The organism is Acidimicrobiia bacterium, from assembly GCA_036396535.1.
Taxonomy (GTDB): Bacteria; Actinomycetota; Acidimicrobiia; order Spongiisociales; family UBA5794; genus DASWKR01.
Window position 1 is genome coordinate 17137 of sequence record DASWKR010000010.1, and the last position, 17036, is coordinate 34172.

The 17036-nt window shown below is 69.6% G+C and carries 18 protein-coding genes; 9 read left to right on the forward strand and 9 right to left on the reverse strand.

From position 1 onward, the window contains the following. Window positions 1-46 precede the first annotated feature (46 nt). From VGC47_01290 to VGC47_01305, 4 genes are all read left to right on the forward strand, one after another. Window positions 47-1438, forward strand: coding sequence for an MFS transporter (locus VGC47_01290; protein HEX9853934.1), 1392 nt, complete (start codon window positions 47-49; stop codon window positions 1436-1438). Further along, the gene (locus VGC47_01295; protein HEX9853935.1) at window positions 1435-2166 is read left to right on the forward strand and encodes a haloacid dehalogenase type II; all 732 of its coding nucleotides are present in this window, start codon (window positions 1435-1437) and stop codon (window positions 2164-2166) included. Before VGC47_01290 ends, VGC47_01295 begins: the two co-directional genes overlap by 4 nt. Window positions 2167-2251: 85 nt before the next feature. Continuing rightward, window positions 2252-2878, forward strand: coding sequence for a hypothetical protein (locus VGC47_01300; protein HEX9853936.1), 627 nt, complete (start codon window positions 2252-2254; stop codon window positions 2876-2878). A 98-nt stretch (window positions 2879-2976) separates the two neighbouring features. Continuing rightward, window positions 2977-3540 carry a dihydrofolate reductase family protein gene (locus VGC47_01305; protein ID HEX9853937.1) on the forward strand — a complete coding sequence of 188 codons (564 nt, stop codon included), beginning with the start codon at window positions 2977-2979 and terminating at the stop codon, window positions 3538-3540. A 98-nt stretch (window positions 3541-3638) separates the two neighbouring features. On the opposite strand, the gene dapE is transcribed toward VGC47_01305, so the two are convergent. The 3 genes from dapE to VGC47_01320 are packed head-to-tail and all read right to left on the reverse strand — an operon-like array spanning window position 3639 to window position 6657. Continuing rightward, entirely contained in the window at window positions 3639-4694 is a 1056-nt protein-coding gene (gene dapE / locus VGC47_01310) for a succinyl-diaminopimelate desuccinylase (GenBank protein ID HEX9853938.1), read from the reverse strand. Beyond that, on the reverse strand, window positions 4691-5485 hold the full coding sequence (locus VGC47_01315) for a 2,3,4,5-tetrahydropyridine-2,6-dicarboxylate N-succinyltransferase (GenBank protein ID HEX9853939.1): 795 nt from the start codon (window positions 5483-5485) through the stop codon (window positions 4691-4693). Before VGC47_01315 ends, dapE begins: the two co-directional genes overlap by 4 nt. A gap of 14 nt (window positions 5486-5499) precedes the next feature. After that, the gene (locus tag VGC47_01320) at window positions 5500-6657 is read right to left on the reverse strand and encodes an aminotransferase class I/II-fold pyridoxal phosphate-dependent enzyme (GenBank protein HEX9853940.1); all 1158 of its coding nucleotides are present in this window, start codon (window positions 6655-6657) and stop codon (window positions 5500-5502) included. A 111-nt stretch (window positions 6658-6768) separates the two neighbouring features. On the opposite strand from VGC47_01320, the gene VGC47_01325 reads away from it, so the two are divergent. Beyond that, window positions 6769-7170: a hypothetical protein gene (locus tag VGC47_01325; GenBank protein ID HEX9853941.1), complete on the forward strand. Its 402-nt coding sequence runs from the start codon at window positions 6769-6771 to the stop codon at window positions 7168-7170. Window positions 7171-7191: 21 nt separating this feature from the next. Here the strand turns inward: VGC47_01325 and VGC47_01330 are convergent, their stop codons facing one another. Genes VGC47_01330 through VGC47_01350 form a run of 5 tightly spaced genes read right to left on the reverse strand, consistent with a single transcriptional unit; the run spans window position 7192 to window position 12493 of the window. Further along, window positions 7192-7707, reverse strand: a complete 516-nt coding sequence (locus VGC47_01330; GenBank protein HEX9853942.1) for a GNAT family N-acetyltransferase — start codon at window positions 7705-7707, stop codon at window positions 7192-7194. Further along, window positions 7704-9743 (reverse strand): NAD-dependent DNA ligase LigA, encoded by a 2040-nt coding sequence (gene ligA, locus VGC47_01335; protein ID HEX9853943.1) that lies wholly within the window; start codon window positions 9741-9743, stop codon window positions 7704-7706. The genes VGC47_01330 and ligA overlap by 4 nt, the downstream gene beginning before the upstream one ends. Further along, window positions 9740-10279: a hypothetical protein gene (locus tag VGC47_01340; protein HEX9853944.1), complete on the reverse strand. Its 540-nt coding sequence runs from the start codon at window positions 10277-10279 to the stop codon at window positions 9740-9742. The genes ligA and VGC47_01340 overlap by 4 nt, the downstream gene beginning before the upstream one ends. Window positions 10280-10298: 19 nt before the next feature. Further along, a complete protein-coding gene (mnmA, locus tag VGC47_01345) occupies window positions 10299-11360 on the reverse strand; it encodes a tRNA 2-thiouridine(34) synthase MnmA (protein HEX9853945.1) in 1062 nt (353 codons plus the stop codon). Further along, window positions 11357-12493: a cysteine desulfurase family protein gene (locus VGC47_01350; protein HEX9853946.1), complete on the reverse strand. Its 1137-nt coding sequence runs from the start codon at window positions 12491-12493 to the stop codon at window positions 11357-11359. Before VGC47_01350 ends, mnmA begins: the two co-directional genes overlap by 4 nt. 106 nt (window positions 12494-12599) lie before the next feature. Here VGC47_01350 and VGC47_01355 point away from each other — a divergent pair, with 106 nt between their 5' ends. From VGC47_01355 to VGC47_01365, 3 genes are read left to right on the forward strand one after another with little or no spacing between them, the layout of a single operon-like run. Next, entirely contained in the window at window positions 12600-13388 is a 789-nt protein-coding gene (locus VGC47_01355) for a hypothetical protein (protein HEX9853947.1), read from the forward strand. Continuing rightward, window positions 13385-14353, forward strand: coding sequence for a hypothetical protein (locus VGC47_01360; protein ID HEX9853948.1), 969 nt, complete (start codon window positions 13385-13387; stop codon window positions 14351-14353). The genes VGC47_01355 and VGC47_01360 overlap by 4 nt, the downstream gene beginning before the upstream one ends. A 22-nt stretch (window positions 14354-14375) precedes the next feature. Continuing rightward, entirely contained in the window at window positions 14376-15392 is a 1017-nt protein-coding gene (locus VGC47_01365) for a zinc-binding dehydrogenase (protein HEX9853949.1), read from the forward strand. Window positions 15393-15395: 3 nt separating this feature from the next. On the opposite strand, the gene VGC47_01370 is transcribed toward VGC47_01365, so the two are convergent. Continuing rightward, window positions 15396-16556, reverse strand: coding sequence for an alpha/beta fold hydrolase (locus tag VGC47_01370; protein ID HEX9853950.1), 1161 nt, complete (start codon window positions 16554-16556; stop codon window positions 15396-15398). 36 nt (window positions 16557-16592) lie between these two features. On the opposite strand from VGC47_01370, the gene VGC47_01375 reads away from it, so the two are divergent. Next, window positions 16593-17027 (forward strand): SRPBCC family protein, encoded by a 435-nt coding sequence (locus VGC47_01375; GenBank protein ID HEX9853951.1) that lies wholly within the window; start codon window positions 16593-16595, stop codon window positions 17025-17027. Window positions 17028-17036: the final 9 nt, after the last annotated feature.

Consider the following 17036-nt stretch of genomic DNA (forward strand, 5'->3'; position numbering starts at 1 on the left):
CGGGCGGCCATGGGCCAGCACACGATGCGGTAGCCTCGCCGGGCGAGTGAGGACCCCGTGGCCCTCCTCCTTCGGCGCCGAGCAGCACGAGGGGAGCAGATTGACGGCGACCATGCCCCTTGAAGCGGCAGCGCTCGTGCGGCGCTACTACGTCTACTCGGGCCTCTACACCCTGGCCGCCTCGATCATCTGGGGCATCAACACCCTGTTCCTCCTCGACGCCGGGCTCTCGGTGACGGGCGTCTTCGTCGCCAATGCGGCGTTCTCGGTCGGGACCGTCCTGTTCGAGATCCCGACCGGCATCACCGCAGACACGGTGGGGAGACGGGCCTCGTTCCTGCTCTCGCTCGTCGTCCTGGCGGCGAGCACCATCCTCTACGTCGCCCTCGCACAGGTCGGGGCCGGCATCGTCGCCTTCTCGGCGGTCTCGGCGCTCATCGGCCTCGGCTTCACGTTCTACTCCGGGGCGATGGAGGCGTGGCTCGTCGACGGCGTCCGCCATCACGGCTTCGCGGGCGGCCTCGATCAGATCTTCTCGCGGAGCCAGATCGTGAGCGGCGCCGCCATGCTCGTCGGCACGGTCGGCGGCGGCGTGGTCGGCCAGGTCGACCTCGCCATCCCCTTCCTCATCCGCTCGGGGCTGCTCGTCCTCCTGTTCTTCCTGGCGTTCACGGGCATGCACGACGTCGGCTTCGAGCCGAGGCGCATCCCGATACGGAGCATCCCGGCCGTGGCGCTCGAGACGGGAGCGGCCGGACTGACGTTCGGGTGGCGCCACCCCTCGCTGAGATTGCTGATGGTCGCCGGGGCCATCCAGAACGGGTTCTTCTTCTGGGCTTGGTACGCCTGGCAGCCGTACTTCCTCGAGCTGCTGGAGCGTGATGCCGTTTGGGTCGCCGGGGTCGTCGCAGCTCTGCTGGCGGTGTCGATGATGATCGGCAACGGCATCGTCGAGGTCGTCACCCGATGGTGCGGACTGCGCACCACCCTGCTGTTGTGGACGGGAACCGTGTTCGCAGGAGCGATGATCGGGGTCGGAGCCGTGTCTGCATTCCTGCCGGCGCTCCTGCTGCTCCTCGCCGCAGGTGTCGCCATGGGCGTCCAGATGCCGGTTCGGCAGGCATTCTTCCACGAGGTCGTGCCGGCCGGGCAGCGCGCCACCGTGGTGTCGTTCGACTCGATGGTGGGCGGCGTCGGCGGCGTCGTCGGCCAGGGGGGCCTCGGGGCACTCGCCGACCGGCGAAGCTTCTCGGCCGGCTACGTGGTCGGAGGTGCCATCGCCCTCGCCGCGGTGCCGATCCTGGTCGCGGTGCGGCGGCAGGCAGACTCCGCCGATCGGTTCGTCGGGACGCGTCCCTCCGCCCTCCCGTCGTGCGTTCCGCAGGCCGTCCCGGCCATCGCCCACGTCGACGGTCAGGTCCCCGCCGACGTCCGGTGACCCATCGAATGCACCTCGCCGACTTCACGACGCTCAGCTTCGACTGCTACGGCACCCTGATCGACTGGGAGACCGGGATCTGGTCCGCTCTGCAGCCGCTGGTAGCCGGATCGGCGGTGGGGCGCGCTGAGGCGCTGGCAGCGTTCGCCGATCTCGAGTCCTCGCAGCAGCGAACCACACCGTCCATGGGCTATCGCCAGGTCCTGGAGCGCGTCCACCATGGGCTGGCGGCACGATTCGGGCTCGAGACGGCGCCGTCGTTCGACAAGGCGTTCGGGGGCTCCGTCGGTGCCTGGCCCGCGTTTCCCGATTCGGTGGAAGCGCTTCGAGCGCTCTCGCAGCACTATCGGCTCGTCATCCTGTCCAACGTCGACAAGGCGAGCCTCGCCGCCTCCCGGCAGCGCCTCGGCGTCGCCTTCGACGCCGAATACACCGCCGAGGAGATCGGGTCCTACAAGCCGGACCCGGCGAACTTCCACCACATGCTCGAGCGACTCATGGCAGACCACGGCGTCGAGCCGGGCGCCTTGCTGCACGTCGCCCAGAGCCAGTTCCACGACCACGTTCCCGCACAGCGTCTCGGCCTCGCCACTGCCTGGATCGACCGGCAACACCTCTCGGGAGGGGGCTCGTGGGGTGCGACCGTCCCCGTCGACCTCCGTCCCGACGTCGACTTCACGTTCCTCTCGCTCGCCGAGCTCGCCGAGGCGGCGACGCGACACCGGTAGGCGGATGCCCGGCGCGGCATCCCGCCGGCTCCGTGGTCCGACGGGCTCCGGCTGCGGCCGACCCTAGGGGCGTTACCCTCACCCGGTGCTGCCGCTCCCCTCACGCCCAGAGCTGCGCGCCCGGCTTCCGAGGCTCCTCGTCGGGCTCGTCCTGTTCGGGATCGGGCTCGCCCTCATGGTCGCCTCCGAGCTCGGGCTGGCGCCTTGGGAGGTGCTCCACCAGGGGATCTCATTCCACACGGGCATATCGATAGGCGCCGTCGGCATCATCACAGGGTTCATCGTGCTGCTGGCGTGGCTTCCCATCAGGGAGCGCTTCGGGATGGGAACCGTGCTCAACGTGATCGTGATCGGCGTCGTCATCGATGCGACGCTCTGGGCGCTGCCGGAAACGCTCCCCGGCCTCGGCACGAGGTGGGTGGCACTGCTCGGTGGGATCGTCATCATCGGCATCGGCTCCGGCTTCTACATCGGGGCGGGCCTCGGACCGGGACCGCGCGACGGGCTGATGACGGGGATCGCCAGGAGGGGCCACCGGGTAGCCAAGGTGAGGACCATCATCGAGATCACCGCCCTCGGGGCGGGATGGCTCCTCGGCGGCACCGTGGGCGTGGGGACCGCCCTCTTCGCCTTCGGCATCGGCCCGATCGTGCAGGTGTCGCTCGACCGCCTCTCGCTGGCGCCTGTCGCCGCCAAACGGAGCGCCATCTGACGACCGGCTAGGTCGCCAGGAGCTGGCCTTGCCCTGTCTCACAATCGGCGATGAGCCGGCGGTCGTACTGTCGCACCTGCTACCAAGGAGGACTTCTGATGCGCAGCGTGACCTATTCGATGGGCGTCTCACTTGACGGCTACATCGTCGGGCCGGACGGCAACTTCGACTGGACGCCGCCCGACGGGGAGGTCTTCCGCTTCTGGATCGACGAGATCCGAGAGGTCGGCGTCCACCTGATGGGACGGCGGCTGTACGAGACGATGCTCTACTGGGAGACCGCCGACCAGGACCGATCGCTCGACGACGCCGAACTCGAGTGGACCGCGCTCTGGAACCCGCTCCCAAAGGTGGTGTTCTCCACAACGCTGTCGGCGGTGCAGGGCAACGCCCGGTTGGCCTCCGGGAGCTTGGCGGAGGAGATCGAGGGGCTACGAGCCGAACCGGGGGAGGGCGACATCGCGATCGGCGGCGCGACGCTCGCCGCCGAGGCCGCCGCGTCGGGTCTGATCGACGAATACCGGACCATGGTCTACCCGGTGCTGGTCGGCGGTGGCATCCCCTTCTTTCCCCAAAGTGAGCGCCGGGTGGACCTCGAACTCGTCGAGACCCACACCTTCAGCTCCAGAGTCATCTACCTCCGCTACCGCGTGGCGCGCTAGGCCGGCTCGGCCGCCCCGACGAGGAATACGGGCAACCCAGTGGGGTGCCCACAGTTATCAGCCCAGCTCCCACAGGGCAAACGTTGCCGGTCACTGCACTAGGTCGCCAGGAGCTGGCGCAGAACCGAGTAGGCGCGATCGAGGTTCACGATCGGGACGGATTCCGTGACCTGGTGCGCCTGGGCGGTCTCGCCCGGCCCGTAGTTGACGGCAGGGATCCCCCGGGCGGTGAGGCGGGCCACATCGGTCCAACCCTGCTTGGCCGCCCGGCTCGTCCTGGCGATGTCCTCGAGACGAGCCAGGTGCGGGTTCGACTCCGGGATCGAGCCCGCCGGCGCCCTGTCCTTGACGACGATCTCGTCGGCAGCCATGGCGACCCTGCGCAGCCGGGCCTCCGCCTCGGCGAGCGAGTAGAGCGGGGGGAACCGATAGTTGAGGTTCACCGTGAAGCTCGGCGGCAGCACGTTGTTGGCGATGCCGCCCTGCGCCATCGTGACCGAGAACACCTCGCGGTACTCCAGTCCACCGACGACGGCAGGCACCGGTTCGAGACCGTGCATCTCGGTGAGCCACTCACCGGCCTTGGTGACCGCGTTCTCGCCGAGCCACGGCCTGGCCGAATGCGCCGACCTGCCGTGGAACGTGACATCGGCGTTGATGACACCGTTGCAGCCGAGCTCGATCTGGAGATCGGTCGGCTCGAGCACGATCGCCAGCTCGCTCTCGGAGAGCCACGGTGCCCTGTCGAGAACCTCCTCCAGCCCGTTCTCGACCGAAGGACCCTCCTCCTTGTCGTAGAAGACGCCGACGACGTCGTAGCGGCCCGACCTCACGGTGTCATCCTCCAGCAAGTGGATCATCACCGCCACGCCGGACTTCATGTCGCTCGTCCCGAGGCCGTACATCCGGCCGTCTTCGACCCTCGACGCTCCGTTGCCCTCCTGCTCGGGGACGGTGTCGATGTGGCCGTAGAGCGAGATGAGGGGCCTCCCCGTCTGGGCGCCGACGACGAGGCTGTTACCGATGCGCTGCACCTTGTCCATCGTGAAGAGCGGCAAGAAGCGCTCCGCGATGGCAGTGCACAGGCGGCCCTCGTTTCCCGTGACCGAATGGGTGGCCACGAGATCGGCGAGCGTCTCGCCGAGTGACGTCATACCTGCACCTCGAACACTCGGAGCGCCTCGTTGAGCGACGTCTTCTCATCGGTCGACTCGGAGCGCTTCCCGATGATGAGCCCGCAGGCGAGGTCGAAGCGGCCGGCCGGGAAGTCCCTCGGTCGCGTTCCCGGGACGACGATCGAGTTGGCGGGCACCCGTCCGCGGTGCTCGACGGGCTCGTCTCCCGTCACGTCGATGATCGGGATGCTCGCAGACAACACCGTGTTGGCGCCGAGCACCGACCCTTCCTCGACGATGACCCCTTCCGTGATGATCGACCTGCTGCCGATGAAGCAACCGTCCTCGATGATGACCGGCCTGGCGTTCGGCGGCTCGAGCACGCCACCGATGCCCACCCCGCCCGACAGGTGGACGTTCCGGCCGACCTGGGCGCACGAGCCGACGGTGGCCCAGGTGTCGACCATCGTCCCGGACCCGACGTGGGCGCCGATGTTGACGTAGCCGGGCATGACGACGACCCCGGGCTCGCAGAAGGCGCCGTAACGGATGGTCCCCGGGGGCACGACCCTGACCCCGGCAGCGGCCAGGTCGTGCTTGGTCGGGATCTTGTCGTGGTACTCGAACGGGCCCACCTCCCACGTGTCGAGCTCTGCGACCCTGAAGTAGAGGACGATCGCCTCCTTCACCCACTCGTTGACGATCCACTCGCCGTCTCGTTTCTCCGCCACCCGCACCTCGCCCTTGTCGAGGGCGGCGATCGTCCGATGGACGGCGCCGATGGACTCGGGGTCTCCGAGGCGTCCCAGATCGGCGTACACGCCTTCGATGGTCTCTCGATCGGTCACGGGCCGAGTGCCGCCTGGATGACGGGCACGGCGTCGGCGCACTCCTCGACGGACGGCACGAGGGCGAGCCGGACGTATCCCTCTCCGCCCTCCCCGAAGAACCGTCCCGGCGACACGACCACCCCGCCGTCGAGCAGCCGGTCGGTGACCGCCAGGTCGTCGCCGACCTCGATCCACATGTACAAGCCGGCGTTCGATGCGACGGTGGTGAGGCCGATCTCGTCGAAGGCAGTGCGCAGCACGGCACGCTTGTGGGCGAAGACGTCCCGTCGTTTGGCGGCGTGGGCGTCGTCACTCCACGCCGCCGCCGCGGCCGCCTGCACGAAGTCGGGGGACGCCGTCCCGGTGGCGGTTCGCAGCTTCTTCAGCGCGGCGATCGCCTCGGGATCGCCGACCATGGCGCCCGAGCGGTATCCCGTCATGCCGCTGCGCTTCGAGCAGCTGAAGAACGCCAGCACGCCGGGAGCGCCGTCGCCGGCGACTTGGAGCACGGAAGGGGGCCCGTCCGGATACACGGCAGGCTCGTACACGTCCGCGTAGCACTCGTCGGAGCAGAGGAGGGCGCCGGAGGCGCGGGCGCGGTCGACGAGATCGGCGAGCTCGCCGGCGTTCGTCACCGACCCGGCGGGATTGTGCGGCGTGCAGATCCACACCATCCTGGCGCCTTCCCAGGCGGCATCGTCGATGTCGGATGCTCTCAGCACGAAGTCGCCGCCCAGCACGATCGGCTGGGTGTCCGCCCCTGCGAAGAGCGCTCCCCGCTCGTAGATCGGGTATCCGGGTGTCCCGTACACGATCGTGCGCTTCGCAGAGTCGCGGTCGACGAACGCCAGCGGCGCCGAGAACACCGCCTCCTTGGAGCCGGAAGTCGGCATCACCTGCGTGTCGGGATCGACCGATACGCCGAAGCGCCGCTTCAGGTAGTCGGAGATCGAACGGCGCAGCTCGGCGGTCCCTGCCGTCAGCGGGTACTGGGAGACCTCGGGCACCGCGTCGTGGAGCGCAGCCACCACCAGCTCGGGGGTCGGCTCCGTCGGGTCGCCGATCGAGAAGTCGATGACCCGACCGCCTGCGGCTCGCAGGGCGTGGGCACGCTCCTGGATCGTCGCGATCGGGTAGGCGCCGAGCCGTTCGAGCACCGGGTTCACGTCCATGACGCCAAGTTACTAGGAGGGTGCCGGACCAGGTCGTGGCGGGCCACGCCGGGTCATATCCGGCGGGCCACGCCGGGCCGCTCGAGGGCCCTCCCTACCATCGGCCGTCGCATGAACAGCACCCGCTACCGCGTCGTGTTCCTGTTGCTCGGTACCGCCCTCATCCTCGTGGTGATCGGGGCGGTGCTCCTCGCCCCGGGAGGCACCTCGGTGCCACTCCCCGACCAGATCGAGGAGGTGAGCCCGGCCGACGGCGCCATCGTGCTGCGCCAGGTCGGGCTGGAGATCGACATGCAGCCCGGGTACACGATCGACCTGATCGTCGACGGGGCAGCCATTCCGCCCGTCGAGGTCGACTTCACCGAGGCGACCGGGATCGCAACGTGGCGCCCCGGGCCGGGGATGACATTCGAGGTGTGGGCCCCTGGTACCCACACCATCGTGGTGGAGTGGGAGCGGGCGACGGGGCTGCCCGACCCGGGGCGCTATCTGTGGACGTTCCGGGTGCAGTGACGAAGGCGGCGGGCCAGGCCATCACCCCGGCGCTGCGGTACCCCATCGGCGGAACCCGAACGCCGAGTAGAGCGCCAGAGCGGCCTCGTTCGTCGATCGGACCCGCAGCGCCAGGGCTCGCGCCTCCTCGTGTGCCGCCACCTCGGCGAGGCATCGCTCGAGGAGGTGGCTGGCGACACCCCGCCGCCTGTGGGCGCGATCGGTGAAGATCTCGACGACGAAGGGGCACCGCGGCGTGTCGTCCCACGGGGCGCGGTGCACCGTGAGCACCGCGGCGACGACGTCGCCGCCGGACGTGGCGGCCAGCGATGCCTCCTCCCACGGATCGCCGTAGGCGCCGCCGAACGTGGCGCGGATGTCGGCGATCGCCTCCTCGACGTCGGCGCTGGCGAGCCCCGGGTCGTAGGAAGCGAAGTAGAGCCGGCCGAGCTCCTCGGCATCCTTGCTGCGCAGCTCCCTCACCGAGTACCCGGTCGGCAGCGGGCGGGGCGCCACCGTCTTCCCCACGTCGAGGATGAGCGTCAGGAGGTCGCTCACCCGGCCCCCTCGAGCTGCAACGCCGCCGGGCCGTCGGCGAGCAGGGAACGGAACCCCTGCTCGTCGAGCACTGGGACCCCGATCTCCAGAGCCTTCGCCAGCTTCGCCCCCGCCGCCTCGCCGGCGATCAGCGCCGTGGTCTTCTTCGACACGGACCCGGTGACCTTCCCGCCTCTCGCTTCGACCGCCAGCTTCGCCTCGTCGCGCGAGAAGCCTTCGAGGGTGCCGGTGACGACGATGCTGATGCCCTGGAGAGTCGCCTCGACCGGGCTCACTTCGACTGGGTCGGCGAGGCGCACCCCGGCCGCCCGCAGCTTCTCCACGAGGGCGACGTTGGCGTCGTCGTCCGCCCACTCCCTGACGGAGCGGGCGATCTCGATGCCGACCCCTTCGATCGAGGCGATCTCGTCCTCGCCGGCCGCCATCAGCCGGTCGAGCGAGCCGAAGCGCCTCGCCAGGGTCCTCGCAACCGTCCCGCCGACCATGCGGATGCCGAGCGCCGTGAGCAGGCGCGCCAGCGGGCGATCGCGTGCATCGTCGATGGCGCCGAGTAGCTTGCCGACCGAGACCTCCCCCCATCCATCGCGTCCCAGGAGGGTGGCGGCCTCGACCGAGAAGATGTCGGCGGGATCCCGGATGACTCCTTCCGACATGAGCATGTCGACCGTCTTGTACCCGAGACCCTCGATGTCCATCGCCCCCCTGGAGGCGAAGTGGAAGAGGTACTCCCTGAGCCGGCTGGGGCACTCGTAGCCGCCGGTGCAGTACGCCTTCGCCTCGCCCGGGCGCGTCACGATCGGGTTGCCGCAGAAAGGGCAGGTCGCAGGCATCCGCCACACCTTGGCCCTCTTCGGGCGCTTGGCGAGAATGGGACCGACGATCTCGGGGATCACGTCACCCGCCCTGCGCACGATGACCGTGTCGCCGACCCTGACGTCCTTGCGTTGCACCTCGCCCTCGTTGTGCAGCGTGGCATTCGTGACGGTCACCCCACCGACGAACACGGGGTCGAGAACCGCGTACGGGGTGACGGCGCCTGTGCGGCCCACGTTGATCGAGATCTTCTCGAGTGCCGTCGTCTTCTCCTCGGGGGGCAGCTTGTACGCCACCGCCCAACGGGGTGCCTTGGCGGTGAAGCCGGCGGCGTGCTGGTCGACGAGGGCGTCTGCCTTGATGACGACCCCGTCGATCTCGTAGTCGTACGAGTGGCGCTCGGCAAGGGCCTTCTCGACGAAGGATTCGACGTCCTCGATCGACACGACTTTGTTGCTGGCGGGGTTGACGGGCAGCCCCATGCCGCCGAGCCAGGCGATCTGCTCCGAGTGGGTCGGGAACGTGGGGCCCCCCCGTCGAAAGCCGACCTGGTACACCCAGATCGACAGCTTCCTGCCGGCGGTGACGGAAGGGTCCTTCTGGCGGACCGAGCCCGCCGCCGTGTTCCTCGGGTTCACATAGGGCCGCTCCCCGAGCTCGGCCTGCCTCTGGTTCAGCTCCTCGAACGCGGACACCGGCATGAAGATCTCACCGCGCACCTCCATGACCTCGGGAACGTCTCCCTCCAGCGTGTGCGGGATCGTGGTGATCGTCATGACGTTGGCGGTGACGTCCTCCCCCGTCACGCCGTCGCCCCGGGTGGCGCCTTGCACGAGGCGGCCCTTCTCGTACGTGAGCGACATCGCGAGACCGTCGATCTTGAGCTCGCACACGTAGCCGAGGGGCTCCCTGTCGAGCGCCCGCGACAGCCGATGCTGCCACGCCTCCAACTCTTCGAACGACACCACGTTGTCCAAGGAGAACATCCGCTCCCTGTGGCGGACCGGGGCGAACGTCGTGACGACCGGGGAGTCTCCGACCTGTTGGGTCGGTGAATCGACGGTGATCAACTCGGGATGGGCTTCCTCGATGGCTCGCAGGTCGCGGACCAGCTCGTCGTACTCGATGTCCGAGACCTCGGGGTCGTCGAGGGCGTGGTATCTGTGGTTGTGGTACGCGATCTGGGCGCGCAACTCCTCGGCCCGCTCCTCCACGGTGCTCATCGATCCTCCGCGGCGGCCGCGACTGCGGCCAGCATCTCGCGCCTCATGAGCCCGCTGAAAGGACCGACGAGCCGCCAGTACCGCCCGAACCTCACCCGCGAGACCTCATCCGTGCACTCGACCCTGGTTTCGGTCGCGAGCGTACTCACGCCGCCACCAGCCGGGCGGCACGAGAAGTTCCAGGCCACCTTGGCGTACCCGGGCTCGCCGAACGCCGCGAACGAGCCGGGCGCCACACGGACGATGCCGCCGCGCGGCTTCCACGGCCGGGCAATGAGACCGAGCACCAGCTCATGCGGTGGATCCTCTCCGAGCAGGAGAAAACCCCGCCCCAGGAAGCCGTCCACCGTGATCGGACCCCGGCGCCTCATGCCTCGCACGGCGAGCAGCGTGCGCACGACGGGCGAGCCGGCCAGGTCGAGCGTGCGCAAGCAGCCGTACACATCGTCGCACGGAGCAGCCACGTCGACGGCGTGCACGCTGCCGAAGGTTGGCGACGGGGCGAACTCGTCGATCAGCATCGAGCGCGGTGTCACTGCGTCGCCACCGTGGCGGTCAGCGAACCGACTCGACGATCGTTCCCCCACCGAGCACCTCTTCCCCCCGGTAGACAACTGCCGCCTGGCCGGGGGCGACACCCGGCTGCGGGGTGTCGAAGGCGACGGTCCAGCCTCGGTCGTCGCATATGAGCCGCGCCGGTACGGCCGGGGTCCGGTACCGCACCTTGACCTCGACCGCAGGGTCTCGGGGCGCCGCACCCGACGTGAACGACACCTCGTCGAGGCGGCAGCCCGTCACCAGCAGGTCCTCCTTGCGCCCGATGACGACCGTTCGTGTCTGCGGGCGGATGTCGACCACATACCGCGGCTCGGCGAAGGAGGAGCCGAGCCCGCGCCGCTGGCCGATGGTGTAGTCGACGGTGCCGCCGTGGGAACCCACGAGGGCGCCTTCGGTGTCGACGATGTCACCCGGGGCGGCAACTTCGGGATGGCGCCGGCGCAGGAACGATCGGTAGTCGCCGCGCCCGACGAAGCACAGGTCCTGGCTGTCCGGCTTGGTGGCGGTGCGCAGGCCGAGCCGCACGGCGTGCGCTCGCACGTCGTCCTTCGACATCTCCCCGATCGGCAAGTGGACGCGGCCCAGCTCGGCCTGCCCGAGCATGTGGAGGACGTACGACTGGTCCTTCGCACGGTCGACAGCCTCGAGGAGCCGATGACGGCGGCCCCGGCGGATGCGGGCGTGGTGGCCGGTCACGAGCACGTCACAGCCGAGCTCCGCCGTCCTGTCGAGGAGGGCCTTGAAGCGAACTCTCCGGTTGCACTCGATGCAGGGGTTCGGGGTGCGCCCCGACGCGTAGTCCGCACCGAACCGGTCGACCACCTGCTCCGTGAACTCGTCGACGTAGTCCAGCACGTAGTACGGGACGTCGAGCTGGGCGGCGACCCGCCTGGCGTCCTCGGCATCGCCGACCGTGCAGCATCCGGCGGTCGGCAGCTCACCGTCGAGGCCTTCCCACTGCTTGAGCGTCACGCCGACCACGTCGTGGCCCGCTTCGAGGATGAGGGCGGCGGCGACGGACGAGTCGACGCCTCCCGACATGGCGACGAGTGCTCTCATCGCAGCTTCCCGAGCGTTGCGATGACCTGCTCGGCGGCGATGTCCCCGTCCTCCTGGTCGTTCGTCCACCCGAACGTGAATCGGAGACACTCCCGTGCCTCGTGCTCCGTCATCCCCATGGCGGCCAGCACGTGCGACATCTCGATCGCCCCCGATTGGCAGGCCGAGCCTGCGGCGGCGGCGACGCCCTCCTGGTCGAGGCGAATGAGAAGCGTCTCGGACGACACCCCCGGGATCCGCACGTGGGAGTGCTGGACGAGGCGGTGGTCGGCGGGGACGCTGACGACCAGCCCGGGCACGTCGCGCAACAGTCGTTCCTCGAATCGACCCCGCGCTTCGCCGATCCTCTTCGTGAACGCCTCCCTGTCGGCGACCGTTGCCTCCATGGCGGCGACCATGCCGACGATCCCTGCGACGTTGTGGGTACCGGATCGCCTCCCGAGCTCTTGGCCGCCTCCGTGGATGACCGGCTCCAGCTCGACTCCGTCGCGTACGTATAGGAGCCCGACGCCTTTTGGTCCTCCGAACTTGTGAGCCGCCAGGGCGATGAGGTCGGCGCCCGTCGACCCGACGGTGACGTCTCGCGAGATGAAGGCCTGGACGGCGTCGGTGTGGACGACGACGTCGGGGTTGGCGGCCCGCACCGCCGCCGCCACTTCGGCGACGGGCTGGATGGCGCCGGTCTCGTTGTTCGCAGCCATCACGGACACGACGGCCGTGTCGCCGTCCACCGCCGAGGCCACCTCCCCGGGTGACACGAGGCACGATCCGTCGACTCCGACGACGACGGCTCGGCAGCCGAGGCGCTGCAAGAAGTGGGTCGTCTCGAGCACCGCCTCGTGCTCGATCGCCGTCGTCACCACCCCGCCGCTCCTGCCACGGGCGAGTGCAGCGCCGGCAACTGCGAGATTGTCCGCCTCGGTTCCCCCTCCCGTGAAGACGATCTCGAGCGGGCGGGCGGCCCCGAGCAGCTCCGCCGCCCGCTCCCGGGCCTCCTCCATGGCGTTCTTGGCGCGCCGCGACACTGCGTGGATCCCGGACGGGTTCCCGAACGACTCGCCGAGGAACGGCGCCATCGCCTCGCGAACCTCGGGACGGACCGTCGTCGTGGCGGCGTGGTCGAGGTAGAGCATCGTCGAGCATTGTCGCACCTGCCGGGCGGGTGCGAGGTGGTCGAGGACGCCGGCACGGCGATGCGCCAGGCGGTGCACCGCAGGCCCTCGTGTAGCCTGCACGGCGATGCGGAGGCGCCTCGTGGTCTGGTTCCTGGCAGGCGCGCTCGCCGGCGCTCTCTGCGCCGCAGCGGGGGTCGTCGCCGGGCGTGACCCTGTCGTGTCGCCGGCCGCCCAACCCGAGGTCACCGAGACGACGTCGCCGGCCGCCGCGGACGGCGATTCCGCCGGGAACGTGCTCGGCAACACCGAGATCGTGCCGACTGCCCTGACCCAGGAGTTCGGCGAGATCCGGCTCGAATACGAGCTGATCGGTCTCGGTGGTTCGACCCCGAGCGCGGTGCCGACGACCTGGACGATGCGAACCACGACCGGCGAGACCTTGGAGACGAACGTGAGCTCGGATGAGTCGAGAGTCGCCATCTTCCGGCCCGAGACCGAGATGACGGTCGACGACATCGAATCGATCACCGTGACTGGATACGCGGTGCGCAGCCCGCAGCATTATCAGATCACGCTCTCGCTGGACGGGGACCCCGTGACGCTCGTCGACGGCACCACGGTCGCGGTCCGGCGGGTCTTGGAGCAGCGGAGCCTCACATACGTGCAGCTGGCGGTCGAGCACGGCGAGGAGGCGCCGCTCGGCTCCAACCTGCTGCTGGCGGTGCCGGTGCTGATCCCCCTCGATGAGGGCTTCGAGGAAGCCGCCCTGGCGACGACGGCCGCCGGTTTCGCGTCGCCCCAGTTCCGCTTCCGCGGGGAGCGGCTCCCCGACGACCTCGCCATCGAGGTGGAATCGGCGGTTTGGGACCAGGGACCAGCCGACTTGCGCATCGACCTGACGGGCACGAGATGAGCGACCGGGACCCGACCTTGCGCGACATCCTCTCGAGCAGCCCCCTCGAGAGCCGCCAACCATCGGCTCCCTCGGCACCGATGCTCCCGGCGCTGGTCGCCGGCCTGCTCGTCGGGGGGTTGCTCGTCGTGGGCGGCTATGTCGTGGCCGACGGTGGAGGGGCGTCCGCCACCTCTACGACGACCTCGGCGCCGGGGACGGCGACCCCCACGACCGTCCCGGCGGCCGGAGTGGCCGGGTTCCCTCCCGGCTACGCCGCCGTGGACGAGCTCGTCGCCATCCGGCCCGAACGCGTCGCTCGCCAGGGCGACGAGCTGCTGGTGACGTTCACGGTGGCGACGCGACGGGACTTCGACCCGGCGACGACGGGCGGGTTCCAGGGCGCCGACCTCGAGCTGGTGTTGGATCCCCCCATCCAGGCGACCCGCCTCGTCTTCGACCCGTTCGTCGGCGGCGTCTTCACCGCGGTGTTCCCATATGCGGGTGAGGTCACGGACGCCACCGAGATCCGGATCACCGCCCGATGGGAGCGCTCGATCGCCTTCCCGGAGCAGCTCGTGCAGCCGGCGAGCTTCCCGCTCGACCTCGAGGTCGGCGAGGTGCTCGAGCTCGACGAAGCCAACGGACTCGCAGTCGACCACGTCACCCTCGGGGAAGACGGGGGGGAACTGGCGTGGTCTATCAGTGGGGAGGCCGAGGGTGCGATCGTGACGGCCACCGTCGCGATCACGGAGGGCTTCAACGACGTCTCCGAGATCTTCATGTCGGATCGAGAGAGCCATCCCGGGTTCTCGACGTTCATCCCGACGTCCCCCGAGCACGCCCAGTCCGGAACGGTCGTGCTGACCCCGCCGTCCGCCGTCCCCGAGGAGGTCTTCGAGGTGTTCGTCTTCTGGAACGTCGCATGGGTCAACACGTCGCCGGCCGACGCCACGGTGCGGCTCGGCGACGCCGCAGCGGGCTGACGGGGGGGCCGTGGTGCGCGCCGTGCGGCTCGTCGAGACGGGGCGGCCGCTCGAGGCTGCCCAAGTCGAGTCTCCCCGGCCGGGCCCGGAGGACATCACGGTGCGCATCGAGGCTGCCGGGATCTGCCGTTCCGACATGCACTACCGGTCCGGCCACCCGACCACCGGCGTCCTCCCGATCACCCTCGGCCACGAGATCGCCGGGGCGGTCGAGGCACGCGGGGGTGGCGTCGCCGGGTTGGAGGTCGGCGACCGCGTCGCCGTCCACTACCTGATCACGTGCGGCGCATGCCGCTGGTGCCTGTCGGGATCCGAGCAGTTCTGCCCGGAGGCGCAGATGATCGGCAAGGACCGCGACGGCGGCTACGCCGAGACGGTCGTCATCCCGGCCCGAAACGCCCATCGCGTGCCCGACACGGTGCCGATCGAGCACGCCGCCGTGATGATGTGCTCGACGGCGACGTCGCTGCACGCCCTCCGCAAGGGGCGTTTCGCGCCGGGCTCGCAGGTAGCGGTGTTCGGTGCCGGCGGCCTCGGGATCTCGGCGATCCAGCTCGGCATGGCGCTCGGGGCTGCCGCCGTGTATGCGGTCGACATCGACGACGCCAAGCTCGATGCGGTCGCCACCCTCGGGGCCGTCCCCATCGACGGCCGAGGCGGCACGGCGGCCACCGAGATCGTCACTGCGTCGGGAGGCGGCGTCGACATCGCCCTCGAGCTCGTCGGGTCGGCGCGGCTGCTGCGGGACTGTCTCGAGGCGACGTCGGCGATGGGCCGGGTCGTCTCGGTCGGGCTGACGGAGGAGTTGGTCGAGCTGAGCCCCTACCGGGACTTCATCGTGAGCGAGAAGGAGTTGATCGGATGCTCCGACCACCTCGGCTCGGAGATCCCGGAGCTCATGGAGATGGCTGCCAGGGGCGACATCGACCTCGGCAGGGCCATCACCAGGGTCGCCCCGCTCGAGGCGGCCGCCGTGAACGGGGTGCTCGACGATCTGGAGCGCTTCGACGCGGGGATCCGCACCGTGATCCGACCCTGAGGGTCACTCCTGCGGCTGGCCGGGTGACGACACCCTGTCGAGGAACCGGGAGACGAGCCCCTCGTATCGCTCGGGACCGACGTTCCACACCGTCACGTGGCCCGCTCCGTCGAATCGCTCGTATCTGACCAGGTCTTGATCGGCGCCTGCCGCGAATGCGTCACTGCCGGCGATGGGCACCGTGTCGTCCTCTGTCCCGTGCAACAGCAGGATCGGAACGTCGAACTCCGCCGCCCGCGCCACCTGGTCCAGCTCCGGCCACTGGAGGTCGAATCGGAGGCGAGCGATGACCTTCGCCGATGCGGTCAGGATGCCGGGTATCCCCCGCTCCCGTGCGTCGTTGTCGACGACGCCCTCGAGGTCGAGCACCGGGGAGTCGAACACCACCCCGCGGACCATGCCGGCCATGTCGGAGTCGTGGAGGAACATCGACACGATCTCGGCGCCCATCGAATAGCCGATGAGAACGATCTCGGTGCCTCCCCGGTTGACGGCGTACGTCGCCGCCACCTCCACGTCGCGCCACTCGTCGCGACCCCAGGCGTAGAGCCCGGACTCGCTCGGGGCCGCTCCGTCGTCGTTGCGGTACGTGATCACGAGGACGGGGAAGCCGGCTTCGACCAGCGTCGGGAGGATCCGCAGGCTCTGTTTGCGCTCGTCGAGGCCCTTGCCGTGGACGAACACGACCCAGGTCTGCCTGACGCCTGGTACGAACCAGGCTGCGTTGACGCCGAGCTCGCCGGGGAGCCTGATCTCCTCGAAGTCGATGCCGAGCGCGGTGGAAGGGTCACCGACGAATGCGTACTGGTCGAAGGCCGCCCGGTCGCCCGGCTCGAACCTCCCTTGCAGCGTGCGGAAGGTCCGCTCGACCGTCTCGTCGCCGAGCTCCACGATCTCCGCTGCCTGGCCGTATGCGCCGTTCGCCCCCACAACGCCCCACACGCCTTCCTGCTCGGTCAGCGCAGTGCGCGTCAGCAGGATCCGGCCGCCGCCGAGCGCCGCCACCTCGATGTCGAAGGACGTCTCCAGCGGGCGCGGGGTGAGGAGGTCGCGTTCGAGGACCTCCGTGAAATACAGAGAGCCTCCGACGAACCCTCCGAGGAGCACGACCGCCAGGGCGATGGCGCCGCGTCTTGCCCACCTGACGATGCGGGTGCTCTCCACGACCGGGATGCTATCGGAGGGCATAGAGTGCGCCGCGTGGCGACGACGATCGATGTCGAGATCACGATCCCGGCCGCCGTCGAGACGGTTTGGGACGATCTCGCCGATGTGGCATCGCATTCCGAGTGGATGACCGACGCCGCCCGAATCGATTTCGTCGGCGAGCAGCGCTCAGGCGTCGGTACGACGATCGCCGTGCTCACGAAGGTCGGCCCCATCTCGCTCCGTGACCAGGTGGAATTCGTCGCCTGGCGGCCCCCGTATCACATGGCGATCCGCCACCGCGGCCTGGTCACCGGAGATGGCTCGTTCGTCCTGTCCCCCGAGGGAGACGGCACCCGGTTCTCGTGGAGCGAACGGCTCGACTTCCCGCTGCGCATGGGAGGCGTCCTCGGCGAGTTGGTCGCGGCGCCGATCCTCCGGGCCATCTGGCGCAGAAACCTCGAAAAGCTGCGAACGAGGTTCGTCTGAAGGCGGCGG

Coding starts and splice junctions, on each gene's coding strand:
- VGC47_01355 (HEX9853947.1), top strand. CDS start 12,600: ATGCGGAGGCGCCTCGTGGTCTGGTTCCTGGCAGGCGCGCTCGCCGGC.
- VGC47_01305 (HEX9853937.1), top strand. CDS start 2,977: ATGCGCAGCGTGACCTATTCGATGGGCGTCTCACTTGACGGCTACATC.
- VGC47_01325 (HEX9853941.1), top strand. CDS start 6,769: ATGAACAGCACCCGCTACCGCGTCGTGTTCCTGTTGCTCGGTACCGCC.
- ligA (HEX9853943.1), bottom strand. CDS start 9,743: ATGAGCACCGTGGAGGAGCGGGCCGAGGAGTTGCGCGCCCAGATCGCG.
- mnmA (HEX9853945.1), bottom strand. CDS start 11,360: ATGAGAGCACTCGTCGCCATGTCGGGAGGCGTCGACTCGTCCGTCGCC.
- VGC47_01320 (HEX9853940.1), bottom strand. CDS start 6,657: ATGGACGTGAACCCGGTGCTCGAACGGCTCGGCGCCTACCCGATCGCG.
- VGC47_01360 (HEX9853948.1), top strand. CDS start 13,385: ATGAGCGACCGGGACCCGACCTTGCGCGACATCCTCTCGAGCAGCCCC.
- dapE (HEX9853938.1), bottom strand. CDS start 4,694: ATGACGTCACTCGGCGAGACGCTCGCCGATCTCGTGGCCACCCATTCG.
- VGC47_01350 (HEX9853946.1), bottom strand. CDS start 12,493: ATGCTCTACCTCGACCACGCCGCCACGACGACGGTCCGTCCCGAGGTT.